The sequence below is a fragment of the Polymorphospora rubra genome, from assembly GCF_018324255.1.
GTDB lineage: Bacteria > Actinomycetota > Actinomycetes > Mycobacteriales > Micromonosporaceae > Polymorphospora > Polymorphospora rubra.
In genome coordinates, this window is the sequence record NZ_AP023359.1 from 80,498 (window position 1) to 98,405 (window position 17,908).

The 17,908-nt window shown below is 72.2% G+C and carries 11 protein-coding genes; 3 read left to right on the plus strand and 8 right to left on the minus strand.

The window, feature by feature from the left end:
* Nucleotides 1-71: 71 nt before the first annotated feature.
* The 4 genes from Prubr_RS00375 to Prubr_RS00390 form a co-directional block, all read right to left on the minus strand.
* Nucleotides 72-1,367 carry an FG-GAP-like repeat-containing protein gene (locus Prubr_RS00375; RefSeq protein WP_212820477.1) on the minus strand — a complete coding sequence of 432 codons (1,296 nt, stop codon included), beginning with the start codon at nt 1,365-1,367 and terminating at the stop codon, nt 72-74.
* Between the two features lie 90 nt (nt 1,368-1,457).
* Nucleotides 1,458-2,150 carry a response regulator gene (locus Prubr_RS00380; protein ID WP_212820480.1) on the minus strand — a complete coding sequence of 231 codons (693 nt, stop codon included), beginning with the start codon at nt 2,148-2,150 and terminating at the stop codon, nt 1,458-1,460.
* Nucleotides 2,108-3,241 carry a hypothetical protein gene (locus Prubr_RS00385; RefSeq protein WP_212820482.1) on the minus strand — a complete coding sequence of 378 codons (1,134 nt, stop codon included), beginning with the start codon at nt 3,239-3,241 and terminating at the stop codon, nt 2,108-2,110. The genes Prubr_RS00380 and Prubr_RS00385 overlap by 43 nt, the downstream gene beginning before the upstream one ends.
* A complete protein-coding gene (locus tag Prubr_RS00390; RefSeq protein WP_212820486.1) occupies nt 3,234-4,445 on the minus strand; it encodes a sensor histidine kinase in 1,212 nt (403 codons plus the stop codon). Before Prubr_RS00390 ends, Prubr_RS00385 begins: the two co-directional genes overlap by 8 nt.
* Before the next feature lie 126 nt (nt 4,446-4,571).
* On the opposite strand from Prubr_RS00390, the gene Prubr_RS00395 reads away from it, so the two are divergent.
* Together Prubr_RS00395 and Prubr_RS00400 are read left to right on the plus strand one after the other, a co-directional pair.
* Nucleotides 4,572-7,166 carry a tetratricopeptide repeat protein gene (locus Prubr_RS00395; RefSeq protein ID WP_212820489.1) on the plus strand — a complete coding sequence of 865 codons (2,595 nt, stop codon included), beginning with the start codon at nt 4,572-4,574 and terminating at the stop codon, nt 7,164-7,166.
* Nucleotides 7,167-7,256: 90 nt separating this feature from the next.
* The gene (locus Prubr_RS00400) at nt 7,257-8,309 is read left to right on the plus strand and encodes a methyltransferase domain-containing protein (RefSeq protein WP_212820491.1); all 1,053 of its coding nucleotides are present in this window, start codon (nt 7,257-7,259) and stop codon (nt 8,307-8,309) included.
* Here the strand turns inward: Prubr_RS00400 and Prubr_RS00405 are convergent.
* Nucleotides 8,293-9,387, minus strand: a complete 1,095-nt coding sequence (locus Prubr_RS00405; RefSeq protein WP_212820493.1) for a glycoside hydrolase family 43 protein — start codon at nt 9,385-9,387, stop codon at nt 8,293-8,295. The genes Prubr_RS00400 and Prubr_RS00405 overlap by 17 nt on opposite strands.
* A 215-nt stretch (nt 9,388-9,602) precedes the next feature.
* The gene (locus tag Prubr_RS00410; protein WP_212820495.1) at nt 9,603-12,518 is read right to left on the minus strand and encodes a glycoside hydrolase family 48 protein; all 2,916 of its coding nucleotides are present in this window, start codon (nt 12,516-12,518) and stop codon (nt 9,603-9,605) included.
* Between the two features lie 669 nt (nt 12,519-13,187).
* Between Prubr_RS00410 and Prubr_RS00415 the strand changes: the two genes are divergently transcribed.
* A complete protein-coding gene (locus tag Prubr_RS00415) occupies nt 13,188-14,573 on the plus strand; it encodes a GH1 family beta-glucosidase (RefSeq protein WP_212820497.1) in 1,386 nt (461 codons plus the stop codon).
* A 112-nt stretch (nt 14,574-14,685) separates the two neighbouring features.
* Here the strand turns inward: Prubr_RS00415 and Prubr_RS00420 are convergent, their stop codons facing one another.
* Nucleotides 14,686-15,108: a roadblock/LC7 domain-containing protein gene (locus Prubr_RS00420; protein ID WP_246568178.1), complete on the minus strand. Its 423-nt coding sequence runs from the start codon at nt 15,106-15,108 to the stop codon at nt 14,686-14,688.
* Nucleotides 15,105-17,861 (minus strand): sensor histidine kinase, encoded by a 2,757-nt coding sequence (locus Prubr_RS00425; protein WP_212820499.1) that lies wholly within the window; start codon nt 17,859-17,861, stop codon nt 15,105-15,107. The genes Prubr_RS00420 and Prubr_RS00425 overlap by 4 nt, the downstream gene beginning before the upstream one ends.
* Between the last annotated feature and the right edge of the window lie 47 nt (nt 17,862-17,908).

A 17,908-nucleotide genomic window follows, 5' to 3' on the forward strand; every position in this document is an offset into this window, starting at 1 on the left:
AACTCCTGGGGCTCGATTCTGGGCATGCGCCATCGACCGCGATTCGCGGGCGGTGGTGATTCAGTGATGGATCAGTGGCTGGCGAGGCGGTGGGTGGACCAGCCGTGGCCGATCTGGACCGGCGCCGCGAACGTGCCGTCACCGTCCCCGGACCACCGGATCAACGTGCTGTCACTCGCCTTGACACCGACGATGTCGGCCCTACGGTCGCCGTCGACATCCAGCACGGCGAACTCACGAACCCCCTGCCAGCCCCCGCCGACAACGACCGGTGCCGAAAAGCCGCCCTGACCGTTGCCCTTCCAGAACAGCAACGTCCCGTCCGACTTCGTCCCCCAGATGTCCGCATCACCATCACCGTCCGCGTCACCCGCCGCGAACCGCGACACCTGGTTCCAGCCCGTACCGACCCGACGCGGCTCCGCGAACTGCCCCCGACCCGTACCGACATAGAGATTCAGGTAGTCACCGACCTTCGCCAGGATGTCGGCCTTGTCGTCCCCGTTCACGTCGGCAACGGTGAACCACTGCACCGCCTTCCAACCCTGACCAACCTGCGTCCCGGAACTGAAACCACCCTTGGCGTCGTTGTGCCAGTACCACAACACCCCGTCCGTCGCCGTCGCGAACAGATCCGCGAAACCATCCCCGTTCGAATCACCCACCGCAACCCGGTTGTAGTTGTCGATCCACCCCGAACCGACCCGAACCGCCCCACCGAACGTCCCCGCCGAACGACCCGGATACATCCACATCACATCGTTCGCATCCACCGCGACCAGATCCTCGAACCGGTCACCATTCACACTCTCCGCCGGCCGGTCCGGCGCCGGTGCCGGCGGGTTGCCGAAGTAGATGTAGCGGAAGCTGGACGCGGGGACCGTACGGGTGCCGTACCCGCTCGGGGTCGCCCAGTTGTACTCCTCGATCAGCACCGTGCCGTTCGTGTTGACCCGGGCGACCCAGGCGACGTGGCCGAACGAGCCGGCGTCGGTCTGCGCGACCGCACCGGCCCGTGGCGTGCCGCTGACCGTCAGGCCGGCCCGTCGGGCGGCGTCGTCCCAGGTGTTGGCGTTGCTGAAGTGCTGCCCCTTGTAGCGGTTGGTGAAGTCGATGCCGAGGCGGTCGTTGAGCCGCCACGCCACGAACGAGGTGCACTGTCCCTTGTAGTAGTTCCACGGATCGACGCCGCTGCTCTGCCCCCGGTAGGGGTAGTCGTCGACGACCGGGCCGGCATCGGCGGCGGCCGGGCGCGCGGTGCCGGCCACGTCCACGGCACCGGTGGTGAACATGCTGAGCGTGAGTGCCGCGGCGAGCGCGACCACGACGTGGCGTAGCCCGGGCAGCCGGCTGGCTGTGGGTGTCAAGGTCGTACCTCCTGTGAGCGTGGGCGGGTTTGCCCAGCGCTGACGGTATGGAAGACCGGGCACACGCGGTGTCAGGTGAACACCCCACAGTCACCGCACGGGATCGGGTGCCGTGCCCAGCTCCTCGAGCGTGATCAGGCCGTCGTGGAGGGCGCGGGTGACGAGGTCGCTCTTGGTACGGGCGGCTCGGCCGACGTTGGCGTACTTGATCCGTACCCGCTCGATGTGGGTGTCGACGGTCTTGACGCTGATCCTCAGGCGCGTGGCGACGAGTTCCTTGGAGGAGGCGGCGAACCAGGCCCGCAGCACCTCCGCCTCCCGATGGGAGATCCGGGGGCGGCCCGGGTCGTCGTCACCGGCCAGCGCCCCGCCGAGCGACGGCGCGGTGTACGGCCGGCCGGCGGCGGCCGCGCGGATCGCCGGCACCAGGTGCTCCGGCCCCTCGGTCTTGGTCAGATATGCGAGCGCGCCCAGGTTGACGCACTTCAGCACGGTCGGGCTGTCCGAGTGCTGGGAGTAGACGACGACCCGGCGGCCGTGGTCGGCGAGCCGGCGCAGCTCGCCGAAGGCGGGGTTCTTCGGCACCAGTTCCAGGTCGAAGATCACCACATCGGCGCCGGCGCCCGGCCCGGTCCATACGTTGGCCATCCGGGCCCGTGCGTCGATCAGCTCGATCGTCGGTCGCGCCTGCTCGCACCAGTAACGTACGCCGGCGGCGATCGCGGCGTGGTCGTCGACGATCACCGCGGTGATGCGTTCGCCTGCCAGCACACTTCCACCCATAGCTGCTCCTCGCTGCGAAACGTGTCGAGTCGTACCTGCGGTGTCACCGGCCGGGGCAGGTCCACCGGCCCGCAGTCGGCGAGTACGTTCACACAGACCAGGTCGGGTCCGCCGACCACGGTGACCCGGGCCCAGGAGGCGGCCGTGGCGAGGACCGTGAGCGGGGCCTCGGTGAGGTCGCGGCGGACCGGCGGCGGCAGGTCGGGCCACTGTCCCCGGGTGTCCAGCTCCACCAGTACGCCCTTGCGGTCCGCGACGTCGGCACAGTGCCGCAGTTCGTGCAGCAGCCGGTTCGGCACGACGTCCACCTCGGCGAACAACCGCCGCATCCGGGCCGCCTCGATGGCACAGTCGTGCTGGACACCCCGGTCGGTCGGGTCGAGCCGCCCGGCGGCCAGCCCCTCCAGCAGCGGAACCATGCTGAGGTCCAGGTCCGCGAAACGCTGCCGCCGTCGCTGGTGGGACTCGACCGCGGCGGCCTCCACCACGGCGACCTGTTCGGTCTGCCACTTCGCGGCGGCCGCCGACCGCGCGATTCCCCGGAACGCCGCGGCCGTCACCGCCATGCACAGTGGGTAGCCGATGACGCCGATCGAGCCGGTCGCGAACCGGAGCACCGTGGCCCGGTCGGCGGCCGTGTTCAGCAGCATGCTCGTCAACGCGATGCCCCAGTGCAGGGTGAGGAAGGCGAGAGGGACCGGCAGCGGCCGCCCGACCAGCGGCGCGAGGCCGACCCAGTTGGCCTGGCCGAAGATCCAGTCGCCGGCGGTGGCGGCGTGGCCGTACGGCAGCGCCGCGTACGACAGCACCGAGGCGGTGACCACCGTGCCGATGGCCGCCCACTGCCACCCGACCGGCGCGAGCCGGCCCCGGAACACCAGCACCGCCTCGACGCACAGCACGGCGGCGAGCATCGCGAACGCGCACGCCTGCGCCCACGCCGGCGCGTAGCGCTCCCAGTCCCGAAGCATGTTCGGCAGGCTCAGCAACAGCAGGCCACCGGTACCGGCGGCCAGAATCCCGATCCGCAGCCGGGCCATCAGCCGGGCCCGCGTCGTGCGTTCGATGGCGACCCGGTGCCGGTCACTCACCACGCCACTCCAGCGACACGGTGGTACCCGCACCGATCCGGGAGGTGACCCGTACGGTGCCGCCGACCGCGGCGACCCGGCCCCGTACGCAGTCACGCAGCCCGCGCCTGGTCGGCCCCACCCGGTCCGGCTCGAACCCCCGACCGTCGTCGACCACGTCCACCCGCAGCCGGCCGCCGTCCCCGCTCACCAGCACCCGCATCTCACCGGCGGCGGCGTGCCGCACGACGTTGTTCATCGCCTCCCTGGCCGCGTCGGCCACCGCCCGCCCGACCCGGCCCGGCACCGGCAGGACCGGTGGGGCGGAGAAGCGGATAGGCGGCCGGTTGACCGCCGCCACCTCCGCCCGCAGGAGCTCGACCAGGTCGGACCGCGACGGTGCCTGCCGGCCGTACGCGCGCAACATCTCCAGGTCCCGCCGTGCCCGCGGTCGCAGCCAGTCGTCGTGCGCCCGGACCTGGCCACCACCCACCATCATGAGGGTGGACGCCGCCGTGTCGTGCAGTGCGTTCACGAGGTCGCGTTCGTCGGCCCGGACGGCGGCGGCGACCCGCTGCGCCTTTCGGCCCGCCTCCGCCTCCATCGCCAGCCGGTCCGCGCTCCCGGCCCCGCGCAGGACCAGCGTCCACGCCGTCCGGGACAGTGTCGCGATGGCCAGCACCCAGATCGCCGCGTTCACGACGCCCGCCGCCGGTCCGGTCAGCAGCACGACGGCCAGCAGTGTTCCGGCCGCCCCCGCGGTCGCCACCACGCCGTGGACCAGCGGGGTGTACCACTGGTACGCCACGCACGCGAAACTCACCAGCAGCCGGATCCAGCCGATGTTGCTCTCCGCCGCCGCATCGGTCCAGAGGATGCTGAGGCACACCGCCACCATCACCGCGACGTCGACCGCCGTCGCCCACAGTCCCGAACGGCACAGCAGCCACCAGACGTAGACCGCGCTCCACACCGTCGCGCCGCCGACCACCACGGCGGTCGGCACCAGGTGCTCACCGGTCGCCCGGACCAGCCCGAGCACGGCGACCGGGCCGAGAACCGCCAGCCGTACGCCGGCGGCAAAGCGCCGCCCGAACCGCGACAGGAACACGACCGACTCGCCGCCCTCGACGGGCGCACCGCTCACCGCACCCGGCCCCTTCTCCTCGGCCGGTCGCCCGCGGCGTCCCGGTGAACGGTCGTCGACCGGAACCCGTCGGACCATGCCCGGCACGATGGCAGCCCGTCCGGTGACGGTCGAGAACTTCGATCAAACTCGACCAACGACGTGCCGCCGGACTTCTCCGAGGTCGCTTTCGCGGGCCTCACCGGGATCGCCGACAATGGCGGGATGGCGGTCCAGAAAGCCGATCAGGCTCAGCCGGTCCCCGATCCCCCGCCCGGCCCCGCCGGTACGCGCACCCTCGACGAGATGGTCCGGCGGCTGCGCCGGCTGCACGCCTGGTCGGGCCTGTCCTACCGGGAGCTGCACCGCCGGGTGGTCCGGTCCCGCCGCCGGCGCGGCGTGCCGGAACTGCCGGCCTACAACACCGTCTACCGATCACTGCAGCCCGGTCGGAGCCGGCTCGACGTGGAGCTGGTCGAGGAGATCGCGGCGGTGCTGCGCGATCTCCTCGGCGACGCGGCGGCGGCCGGCGAGTGGCGGCAGGCATACCGGGCGATCACCGGCGGGGACGGCGACGCGGTCGTGGTATCCGCGCTGGGGACGCTCCCGGCCGACCTCGCCGAGTTCAGCGGACGCGACGACGAACTCGACAGGCTGCGTGACCCCGGTCCCGGGATCGTGGTGATCGAGGGCATGGCCGGCGTCGGCAAGACCGCGCTCGCCGTCCATGCCGCGCACCGGCTGCTCCGGTCCGGCCGGTACGGCGACCCGCAGCTGGTCGTGGACCTGCGCGGCTACGATCCCGAGCTGCCGCCGGCCGACCCGGCGGCGGTGCTGGACACCTTCCTGCGCCGGCTCGGGGTGCCCGGCGACCGGATCCACGGCCTCGATCTGGCGGGCCGGACGGCGGAGTTCCGGCGGATGTTGGCGGGCCGGCCGGCGTTGGTGGTGCTCGACAACGCCGCCAGCGCCGAACAGGTCCGGCCGCTGCTGCCCGACCGACCGGCCGGCCTCACCCTGGTCACCAGCCGGGCCGAGCTGACCGGCCTGCGGGTCACCCACCGGGTACGGCTGGACGTGTTCACCGCGGACGAGGCGCTGGCGTTCCTGCGCCGGGCGGCCGGCCCCGACCGGATCGACGCCGCGCCGGACACCGCCGCCCGCATCGCCGAGCAGCTCGGTCACCTGCCGCTCGCGCTCGGCCTGCTGGCGGGCCGAATCCGCGTCGACCCGGAGTGGACCCTCGAAGACCACCTGGAGCGGCTGGTCGAGCAACGCCGGACGCTCCGCCTGGACCGTGGCGTGGACGTCGCGCTGGCCCTGTCCTATCAGGGGCTGCCGGCCGAGCAGCAGCGGCTGCTCCGGCTCGTCGCGCTGCATCCCGGACGCGATCTCGACCAGTACGCCGCGGCGGCGCTCGCCGACACCGACGTGACCACGGCGACCCGCCGGCTCGACGCGCTGGTCACGGCCACCGTGCTGCGTCGACCGGCGGCCGGCCGGTACGAGCTCCACGACCTGGTCCGGATCTACGCCGGGCAGCGGGCCCGCGACGGGGACCCGGCCAGTGCCCGGCGGGCCGCGCTGACCAGGCTGCTCGGCCACTACCGCTACGCGGCGGCGCGGGCCATGGACCGGTACGCGCCGCACGAGGGGCACCGGCGGCCGGCGGTACCGGAACCGGGCGTGCCGGTACCCGCGTTCGCCGACCGGTCGGCCGCCGGCGACTGGCTGGACCGGACCCGCACCAACCTGCTCACGGCGGCGCGGTACGCGGTGGAGCAGCCGACGGGCCACGATGTACCCGAGTTCCCCAGTGACCTGTCCGGGCTGCTCTTCCGCTACCTGGATCTCGGCGCGCACCATCAGGACGCCGGGATCGTCCACCTGCTCGCGAGCCGGAGCGAGGACCCGGTCCGGCGGGCCCGGGCGCTGAGCGACCTCGGTGTCACCAGCTTCCGGCTCGGCCGCTACGACGACGCCGTCGACCACCTCCGGCAGGCCCTGAGCGGGGCCCGGGCCACCGGCGACGAACGGGTCGAGGGCCGGACCCTCGGTCACCTCGGCAACATCCTGCTGTGGCTGGGCCGCTACGAGGAGGCGTTGGAGTGCCACGAGCAGGCGGTGGCGGTCAGCCGGGCGCTCGGCGACCGGCCCGCCGAGAGCGCGAACCTGAGCGGCCTCGGCAACGTCTGCTGGCGGCTGGGCCGTTACGAGGAGGCGATCGGCTACTACCGGCAGGATCTCGACATCGCCCGCGAACTGTGCGACCGCCCAGGCGAGGGGCTCACGCTGGGGAACCTGGGGGCGACCTTCGAACGGATGGGGCGGTTCGAGGAGGCGATCGACCACCACCGGCAGGCGCTCGCCATCGCCGATGAGGCCGGCGACCGGATCAGCGCGGGCCGGACGCTGGGCAACCTCGGTTCCACCTACCACGCGCTGGGGAACGACACCGAGGCGCTCACGCACTACCGCAACGCGCTGGCGATCGCCCGTGACCTCGACGACCAGCACGGTGAGACCGAGATGCTCAACGGTGTCGGGAACAGCCTGTGCGCGCTGGGGCGCCCGGCCGAGGCGACCGCACACCACGAGCGGGCGCTCGCGCTGGCCGCCGGTCTCGGCGAGCCGTTCGAGCGGGCGCGCGCCCACGACGGAATCGCCCGGGCCCGGGCCGCGCTCGGCGAGCACGCCGCAGCCCGTACCCACTGGAGGGTGGCGCTCGACGGCTATGCGGCGCTGGGCACCCCGGAGGCGGCGGAGGTCGCGGCCCGGTTGCGGGAACTCGAGCCGGGTCCCGCCGGCCCGGACCGCTGACGCTCCCCCGGCCAGCTTCCGATTAGTACACACCGCGTACTACGTGATGCGTACTATACTGCTCGACACCGATCTGGTGGAGGTCAGGCCATGCGCACCCAGGACGCCCAGGTGCTCGTACTCTGCGCGCTGGCGGACGGGCCACTGCACGGGTACGCCATCAACGCGGTCGTCGAGAAGCTCTCCGGCAACAGGCTCGGCCCCGGGAGCCTGTACGGGGCGCTCGCCCGACTGGAGACGAAACAGCTCGTCGAACGCGTCGCCGGACCGGGCCGGCAGCGCCCCGTACGGCTGACGGCCAAGGGTCGTGAGGCGCTCGACCGCGAGCTGCGGTCGATGACCCGGGTGGCCGGCAGCGTCTTCGAGGCGGCGACGCCGGGCCCGGTCAGCTATCTCGACCGGGTCGCCGCCACCGACGCCGCCCGGGCCTACAAGGAGGTCATGGCCGGCGCCCTCGCCGTCCGACCGGGACAGACCGTGCTGGACGTGGGCTGCGGTCCCGGCACCGACCTGCGGGAGATCGCCGAAGCGGTGTCCGTCAGCGGTACGGTGATCGGCCTCGACGTCGACCCGAAGATGGTCGAGGTGGCCCGGGAACGCACCGCCGACCTGCCCCGGGTACGGGTCCAGCAGGGTGACGTCCACGCCCTGGAACTGGAGACCGGCAGCGTCGACGGCGCCAGAACCGACCGCGTACTGCAACACGTCACCGACCCCGCCGGGGCGCTGGCCGAGTTGCTGCGGGTGCTACGGCCCGGTGGCAGGCTCGTGATGGGCGAACCGGACTGGGACTCGTTGGCGATCGACCACCCCGACCTGGCGGTGTCCCGCGCCTACACCCGCCACCTCACCGACCGGATCGTCCGCAACGGCGTACTCGGCCGACAACTCGCCCGGCTCGCCACCGAGACCGGGTTCGTGGTGACCCGGGTGGTCCCGGTCACCACCGTCTTCCGGGACGCCGGGTCGGCCGACCAGATCCTCGGACTCCAGCGCAACACCGAACGCGCGGTCACCGCCGGCTACCTGACCGCCGAGGACGCCCGCCGGTGGCTCGCCCACCTGGCCGGCGAACACTTCTTCGCCGCGGTCACGCTCTACACGGTCGTCGCCGAGGCACCGCCGGTCACTCGAAGAACTTGAGGCTGTACCCGACGTCGGTGGTGGCTCCGGGAACGTTGGCCCGCCGGTAGGTGGTGTTGCCCCACCAGACGGCCGTGCCGGTGTACCAGTACCGGTTGGACCACGAGTACGGCGTGCCCTTGGCGACCGCGTGGTACATGGTCGGGAACCGGTTGCCGGACGGCGGGCTGGTGGCGATGTCCCCGCGCTCCAGGACGAACGAGTTGTGGCCGGGGCCGTCGACGTGCAGGGTCGCGTGCCAGCCCGACATCATGTTGTCGGGGTGCGAGCCGAACAGACAGCCGTTGCTCTTGTACCAGTCCCAGACGTACGTCGGGTCGCCGCCGGCGCGCAGCCGCAGGTCGGCCAGGCAGTACCGGCTGCTCCAGCTGCCGTTGGCGGAGTACACGATGTGCAGTTGCCCGTTCGGGTCGCGGACCGGTTGGGGCGCCTCGTTGATGTACGGGTTGCCGACGACGCGTTCCCACGACTCCCGCGGCTGGGAGATGATGTGGCGGCCGCCGGTGGTCGCGGTGGGGCTGGTCATCCGGGCGATGTAGAGGTTCTGCTCCACGTTGGTGTCGCCGGCCCAGCCGGACCACACGAACCAGCGCTGGCCGTTGTGGGTGAACGGCACGCCGTCGATCGCCCACTTGTCACCGGGCAGGGCGACCTTCGTGGCGGCCGAGTAGCCGGAGTCGGCGGTGGCGGAGCTGATGTGGTACATCCGGTGGGCGGCGCTGCGGCCGGCGGCGAAGTAGATGTGGTAGCGGCCGTCGTGGTGCACGATCTCGGGCGCCCACACCTCGCCGAGGTTGCCGGTGTCGCGCCACACCTGACGCTTGGGCGCGGTGGCGATGCCCTCGAGGGTGGCTGCCGTCCGCACCGCGACGCCGCCGTCCACCGACTTGGCCGAGACGTAGAGGCCGCCGACCCGGATGACGCTGGGGTCGGCGCCACCCAGGGTGGTACGACCCAGCGGCTGCACGGCGGTGTCGGTCCCGGCGTCGGCGACCGCGGCGGTCGGTGCGTGCCCGAGGGCGAGCGCACCCACCAGGGCGGCGGACGCGAGGCCGGCGAGTCGGCGTGGGTGAGGCATCAGCGGTCCTCCTGATCGTGCCGCGGCAGCCTGGTCCGGGGAGCGCCGGCCACCAGAGAGCGCTCTCCGAGTATTGCCACGAGATGAACGACCGTCAATGCCTCACGGAGAACTCGCAGTAAGGTTTCCTAACAGAAGTGCCCGCCCCGGCGCGGGCCGGGGCGGGCGAGGTGTCGCCGGCGGCGGGCCGGGTGGTCACCCGGCCCGCCGCTGGTTCAGCCGTTCGGGAAGAGGTGCCCGAAGTCGGCGTAGGCCATGGCGATGTCCGCCTGGGCCCAGAACCGGTGGTAGTTGAAGACCGGGGCCGGTCCGCCGTCCAGGTAGGCCTGGACCTTCGGCCAGTCCGGGTCGTCCTTGTAGAACGAGCGGATGTCGAGGAAGCTCTTGCCCGGTGCGATGACGTCACCGTTGGGCATGGTGCCCGTCCAGCCCGGCGGGATGTAGAGCCCCTGGCCGGTCGACGGGTTGTAGACGTCGTCGAAGCGGTTGAAGTGCTCCTGCCGCTCGGGCACCGAGACACCCTGCGCGTCGGCGTTGGCGTTCAGGCCGTCGAGCAGGCCCTTGGCCGTGTTCTTCGCGCCGACGTGGCCGGACTTGGCCGCGTACCACATCAGGGTGCGGGCGTACGCCGCGGTGACGCCGACGTCCTTGCTGTGCGAGACCACCTCGACGTGCAGGTCGCTGTTCGGCTGCGGGTTGACCGGGTCCCAGACCCGCGGCGCGCCGGTCCACTCCATCGTCGCCGGAATGGCGTAGTCGCCGCCGGTGCCGATCGTGGTCTCCGACAGGGCCCACGGCACCCACTTGTCCAGCACCATCTTGGCCCGTGCGTTGCCGGTCAGGTAGTACAGCTCGGCGACCCGCTGCAGCGACCAGACCTGCATGCCGAACCAGTTGTTGCTCGGCGGGTCGTGGTAGACCGGCTTGGGGTCGTAGAACATGCCGTAGAAGGTCGGCGTGCCGGCCGGCGCCGGGCTGTAGCTGCCCTGCCAGCTGTTGGTGGCACCGCCGGCGATGCCGCCCTCGGCGGACTGGAGCCACTGGTACAGCTCCATCTGCCGCTCCAGGCTCCTGGTCCAGTCGGCGTTGGCGGTCCCCGACCGCGGCCGCAGCTCCGGCATGGCGGTCAGCGCGTACGCGGCCATCGGGTTCTGGTAGCCCATGTGGTTGTGGCTGGAACCGATCCGCCACGACCAGCCGGCGTTCGGGTCGGTGGCCCCGCCCCACGCGTAGTACCAGGACATCAGGTAGTGCGCCGAGTCACGACCGGTACCGGCCGGGCACTGGGTCGGTCCGACGCAGTTGCCGATCCGCTTGAAGTACTTGTCGAACATCGCGTACCGCAGGTAGTCGCCCATCTTGGCGGCCTTGGCCACGGTCTGGGCAATCTCGCCCTGGCGGCCCTGCTCCTTCGCCCAGGTCTGGGCCCAGTACGCGGCCTGGATGGCGCGCGCGTCGGCGTCCGGGGCGTTGGTGTACTTCCACTGCCGGGCCGGCGGGTTGCTCTCCCGGGTGAACAGGTCGAGGTAGCCGTGCGTGCCGCCGTGGGCGAAGGTGTCGCAGGACGGCTGCGGCACGGTCTCCCACACCGACTCCTGCGGCCCGCGCTGGAAGGTGTTGATGTACGCCGGGCGGGTGGTGCCGTCGCCGCAGCGGCCGAAGCCGTACACGTTGTCGACGTCGAGCAGCCAGTGCATGCCGTAGATGCTGCCGGTGCCGTACGTGGACTGCAGTTCCGACCGCAGCGGGTCCTGGCCGACGGACACGTTCGGCTGCAACTGCGACGGGTACTGGCTGGGCAGGTCGTACTCGGCGGCGTACTGCGGGGTGCCGGCGACGCCGGCGGTCGGCTGGTCGGCGTTCGACGGGATGATGTACTTCTCCGTCACCGTCCACGCGTTGTTGAACGGCGCCCAGTTCTGGGTGACCCGGCCGTATTGCGCCTCGAGCCAGATCCAGAAGCTGAACGCCTCGGACGTCGTCTCGTGGCCGTGGTCGGGCGCCTCGACGATGATCGTCTCGATCGAGTGGTACGGCACGCCCTCGGGGCTGAAGTACCCGGAGTTCTTGATCTTGCCGTACTGCTCGAGGAACCGCTGGATGTAGACGTTGTTCCCGCCGCCGGTGTCGTTGTCGATCTCGGTGGCGACGATCGCCAGCGGCGCGAGGCCGGTGGACGAGGCGGTGATGGTCGCGGTGCCGCTGACCGTGTCGGCGTCCTCGGCGGCGGCCACGGTCACGTTGACCCCGGTGCTCCAGTTGCTGGGGGTGAGCGTGACCGAGGTCGGCGAGACGGTGATGTCCGCGTCACCGGTCCGCGTCAGGGTGACCACACGGTTGCTCGTCGGGGCCGCCGACAGCTTCAGGTTCACCGTGGAGGTGCCGCCCTCGTTGACGCTCACCGACGACGGGGTGGCGATCAGCACCGGGCCGGTGCTGGGGGTGACGGTGAACGCCCGTTCCGCGGTCGCGGTCGCGTTGGCGTTGTCGTACGCCTTGGCCTGCACGGTGTAGCTGCCGGCCGGCAGGTCCTCCATCGTGTAGCCGTACGGTGCGGTGGTGTCGGTGTTGATCAGCAGGCCGTTGCGGTAGAACTCGACCTTGCTGATGGTGCCGTCGGGGTCGCTGGCGGTGGCGGTCAGCGGCACGTCGGCGGGGGCGACGAACGGGCCGGCCGGCACGTTGAGCGAGACGGTCGGCGCCTGGTTGGGTACGGCCCCGTTGCAGACGGTCCCGTTGAGGGTGAACGAGGTCGGCTTGGGGTTGTTGCCGGTGTGGCTGCCGTTGAAGCCGAAGTCGACCGTGCCGCCGGTGGGGATGCTGCCGTTCCAGGCCGCGTTGACGGCGCTGACCTGGCTGCCGGTCTGGGTGACCGTCGACGACCAGCTCTGGGTGACCCGCTGGCCGGAGTTGGGGAACGTCCAGCCCAGCGTCCAGCCGTTGGTGACCGGGTCGCCGAGGTTCTTGATGGTGACGTTGGCGGTGAATCCGCTGTTCCAGTCGTTGGTCGCGTAGACCACGTCGCAGGAGGTGGCGGCGTGGGCGGCGCCCACGGGCAGGGTCACCCCGGCCGCCACGACCACGCCGGCGGCGATCATCGCCACCCGACGGCGTCTTGCGGTGACTTTCATCAGTGTCTCCTCGCGGAACCGGGCCGGGGCGTGACGGCCACCGGCCAAGCGCCTCCGGCACGACTGTCGTCGCGCGGGACGGAAGGCGCGGGGGAACGTTGCGAGCGACCCGGCCCGGACCGGGGGCTGACCGGCGGTCCGGTCGGTGCGGGGCGGCCGTTCGGAAGTCCGATGCCCTCGGCGGCCCGCGGTCGCGCGTGGTGGCTCACTCACCCGCGACAGTTCGAGAGTGTTCCATGGGAGCGCTCCCGATTCAACTACGGGAAGGGGCTTTCCGACACTTTGTTTCGATTCCATTTTGGGGCTTTCACAAAACCGTAACGCGGACTACAGTCCTGAACCATCGCCGATGGGAGCGCTTCCATCGATGAACATGCAAGTCGGGTCGTGTGCCCTCGTACGTGACCCGACCCCTGCGCCGCAAGGGCCGACGGCGGGCCAGCCCGGACTCCGCCGCCGGCCGTCCCACGAACATCGGAAGGGAGGTGGGATCACCAGCCACTCGCGTGGCCCGGCTCCCGCGCGGCACGCACGACTTGGACGCCAACCCGCTCGTGCGTGTGTGTAACCGATGGTGGGGGCGGGGATTGCCCTCCCCGCCCCCACGCTAACCCCCGATTGTTACGACGAGCATCGGGGATCCCCGAAGACCCAGAGGAGACCCGAAACATGGCCGTTCCCAGCCGGCGGCAGCCGCTGCACCACGCCACGCCGCCCGCGGACGCCGAAGCACCGCTCGGCCTGCGCTTCCCCGACGGCTTCGTCTGGGGGGCCGCCACCTCGGCCTACCAGATCGAGGGCGCCACCAAGGAGGACGGCCGCGGCGAATCGGTCTGGGACACCTTCAGCCACACGCCCGGCCGGATCAAGGGCGGCGACACCGGCGACGTGGCCGCCGACCACTACCACCGCTACGCGGGCGACCTCGACCTGATGCGCGACCTCGGCCTGCGCAGCTACCGCTTCTCCATCGCCTGGCCCCGCATCCAGGCCGACGGTGCCGGCGCCCCCAACCAGCGCGGCCTGGACTTCTACCGCCGGCTCGTCGCCGGGCTCCACGAACGCGGCATCGCACCGATGGCGACCCTCTTCCACTGGGACCTGCCGCAGGCGCTCCAGGACGCCGGCGGCTGGGAATCCCGCGACGTCGCCCTGCGCTTCGCCGACTACGCCGACGCCGTCTTCACCGCCCTCGGCGACGACGTACCGGTCTGGTTGACCATCAACGAGCCCAAGACCGTCGTGCAGAACGGCTACCTCCAGGGCCACCACGCACCCGGCCGGCAGGACCCCGAAGCCGCCCACCTCGTCGCCCACCACCTGCAGCTCGCCCACGGCCTGGCCGTGCAGGCGCTGCGCTCGCGCGGCGGGCCGGGCCGCATCGGCCCCGCGTTCAACCTGCACCCCTGCTATCCCGCCGACAGCAGCCCGGCCGCCGCCGCGGCCACCACCCTGTACGACGGTTACGAGAACCGGTTCTACCTCGACTCGGTCCTCACCGGCCGCTACCCCGCCGACGTCCTCGACGACCTCGGCCCGGACAGCCGGCTGGCCAGGGGCATCCGCGACGGCGACCTGGACATCATCGCCACCCCGGTCGACCTGCTCGCCGTGCAGTACTACACCCCGATCTACGTCACCGCCGCCGGCGGGACGGTCACCAGATGGCCGACGTCACAGGCGGACTGGCAGCAGATCCACCCCGACGGCCTCTACGACATCCTGACCCGGGTCACCCGCGACTACGGCCCGCTGCCGATCTCCATCACCGAGAACGGGCTGCCCACCACCGACGCCCTCGGCCCCGACGACACCGTCGACGACGCCGGCCGGGTCACCTTCCTGCGTGACCACATCGCCGCCGCCCACCGGGCCATCGCCGACGGCGTACCGCTGGAGAGCTTCCACGTCTGGTCCCTGATGGACAACTTCGAGTGGGCCGAGGGCTACGACCAGCGCTGGGGACTCATCCACGTCGACTACCCGACCCAGCGCCGCATCCTCAAGCGCAGCGCCCACTGGTACCGCAGCGTCATCGCGGACAACGCGGTGTAGGTCCGCGGCCGGATCGACGCGGGATCTCTCGGACAACCGGTCCGTGACCACCTGGACAGCCAGCTAGCCCGGCCTGGTCAACCGGGCTAGCTGGCTTTACCCCTGCTCGCCCTCAGCGCGGCAGCGCCTGCTGGAGCTCGGCCCGCAGCGCCGGGGTCAGCTTCTCACCGGCCTGCTTGGCCAGCCGGGCCATCTCGTAACCGATCACGCCGACGTCGGCGTCGCCCGAGGCGAGCGTCGCCAGGATCGAACCGTCCCGGATGTTCATCACCAGGAAGAAGCCCCGCCCCATCTCGACGACGGTCTGCTTGACGATGTCACCGTCGAACATCTGCGCCGCCCCCGTGGTGATGCTCATCAACCCGGAGGTCACCGCGGCGAGCTTGTCGGCGTGGTCGCGGGGCAGGTGGTCGGAGACCGCCACCAGCAGCCCGTCGGAGGAGACCACAACCGCGTGCAGGACCCCGGGAACCTTCTCGGCGAACCCGCTCACCAGCCAACTCAGGTCACGTGCATCTTGGCTCAGTGTGGTCACTGGCGCTCCTCGTCCCTTGTGATCAACTTTGACATTTCGGTGGTCTCCTCCGCCTCGGCGCGGCGTACGCCGCCGTAGAACCGGGAGAGCGTCGAGCCGGCCGCGTCCGGATCCGGATCGGTGTGCGGGCGTGGCGCGGCGGGAGCGGCCGCCTCGGTCTCCGACGGCAGGTGCGCCATCGGCACCCGTACCGGCAGCCCGTTGGCGTTGCGCACCACCGTCGGCCGGAACGGCTCCGGCGGCGGCCGGTGTCCGGCACCGGGCGCCGGTTCGGCGCCCGCACCGGTGCGCCCCGGTCCGGCCTGCCCGGCGGGCCGCAACGGCGCCTGCCCCACCACCCGGACCACACCGACGGCGCCGCCGGGGCGCGTGGTCGGGGCGGGGCCCGTCGCGACCGGACCGCCGGAGTGCCCCGGACCGGGCTGATCGACCGCGGGCCGACCGGCCCCGGACCGGGCGGCCGCCGCCGTACCCGGCCGGGCCTGCCGGCTCCACCAGGTGCTGCCCTCCGGCGCCTCCGGCGCCCCGGTGGCGTCGGCCAGCACGTCCTCCGACCGGGTCGGCACCGCCCGCCGGGACCGGGGCAGCGTCTTGCGGCGCCCCGCCGGCACCTCCCGCCCACGGTCGCGGTCGGACTCGGCGGCCCGCAGGGCCGGCAACCCCGCCGGACCGCCGATCGCGTACGGCCGCAGCCCGCCGGCGACGCCGCCCCGCCGCCCGGTGTCGTTCGCCGCGTCCCGCGCCGTCGGCGCCGGTGACAGCACCGAACCGGGCAGCCAGATCGTGGCCACCACACCCCGCTCGGCGGCGCGCAGCTGCACCCGCACCCCCTGCCGGGCGGCGAGGTGGCTGACCACGAACAACCCCATCCGCTCCGACGCGGCGAGGTCGGCCGCCGGCGGCGCGGCGAGCAGCTTGTTGGCGTCGGCGACACCGGTCGGGCTCATCCCCAGCCCCTCGTCGACGATCTCGATCAGCGCCGTCTCCGGGCCGTACCCGGTGCCGGTGACCCGCACCAGCGTGTCCGGCGGCGAGAACGCGGTGGCGTTCTCCAGCAGCTCGGCCAGCATGTGCACCAGGTCGGCGACCGCGTGCCCGACGACGTGCAGGTCGTCGGGGACCTCGTGGCGCACCCGCGGGTACTGCTCGATCTCGGCGACGGCGGCCAGCACGACCGTCGACAGTGCCACCGGACGGTTCCACCGCCGGGTCGACTCGGTGCCGGCGAGCACCAGCAGGCTCTCGTCGTTGCGGCGCATCCGGGCCGCGAGGTGGTCGAGCTTGAACAGGTTCTCCAGCTGGTCCGGGTCGCTCTCCTCGCGCTCCAGCTCGTCGAGCAGCTCGAGCTGCCGTTCGACCAGGACCTGGCTGCGCCGGGCCAGGTTGACGAACATGGCGTTGAACGTCCGCCGCATCGTCGCCTGGTCGACGGCGACGGTGACCGCGCTGCGGTGCACGGCGACGAACGCCTCGGCGACGTCGCCGATCTCGTCCATCGAGCGGACCGTGGCCGGCGGCACCTCGATCTCCGGTACGCCGGCGTTGACCTCCCGCAGCTGGCGCAGTGTCTCCGGCAGGTCCAGCTGCGCGACCTGCAACGCCTGGGCACGCAGCATCCGCAGCGACCGGGCGATCGAGCGGCCGATGACGACCGAGGTCAGCAACGCCGCCAGCAGCACCGCCAGCACCCCGACGGCGACCAGGACGGTACGGCGTACCTGGGCGGCGCTGCGCGAGTCGGCCTGTTCCACCGCGTCGTCTAGTACCGACGTCTCGACCTCGCGCAGCAGGTCGTGCCGGTCCTGGCTGGCCGACCACCAACTCGCCGGCGGGATCACCCGCGGACCGGCGTCGGCCGACGGGAGGCTGGTCTCCTCGAGCTGTCCGGCGTGGACGAACCGCGGGTCGCGGGTTGCCGCCGCGTATCGCTCCAACTGCTCGGTGGTGGCCACGACCTGGAACTCGGCCATCGCGGTGAGCTGCTGCACCCGCAGGTCGCTGAGGGTCACCAGTTCCTCGGGCCCGTAGCCGCCGACCCGGCCGGCGCTGTAGAGCCGGGCCCGGATCCGCGACCCGGCCTCCTTGACCCGGGCCAGTTGCACGTAGCGCAGCACCGCGTCGGTCAACTCCGGACGCTCCACCCCGGGCGACGGCTCGGCCAGCAGCGCCAGCAGGGAGTCGATCGTGCGGGTGTAGTTGCCCTCGATGGTCGGCGCGGTGACGATGCCGCCGACGGCGGCCGATCGCAGCGCCGGCAGTTGGTCGAGCAGTCCGACCGTCCGCGCGTACGCGACCCGCCAGGCCGCGTCGCCGCGCGACATCGGGTCACCGGCGGCCCGGAAGGCGTCGACGGCCCCGTCCACCCGCTCGTGGAGCGGGGCCAGGATGCCCCGGGCCTGCGCGGGGTCGTACCGACCGTCCGAACTGGTCGCCGGGGCCATCCGCTCGCCGAAGGTACGGTCACGTTCCTGCTGCAGCTCGTGGATCAGGGCGGTCGTCTCCCGCCCGACCCGGACCTGCTCGGCGAACTCGTTGAGCACGGTCGCCTGGCTGACCAGCGAACCGGTCTGCACGCTGGCGAGGACGATGAACGCGACCGAGGGGACGATCAGCACCGCGCCGAGCTTGGTGCGCATCCGCCAGTCCCGCAGCCGCAGCCGGGAACGGCGGCGGTGCGGCACGACCCGTTCGTCGAAGAGGCTTCGTCGATGGTGCGGGGCCGTGGCGTTCGACGGCCCGTCGGTGACACCCACCAACGCCTCCCTACTGTCCCCGGCGCCGGGCCGGCCGAGGGGCCGGC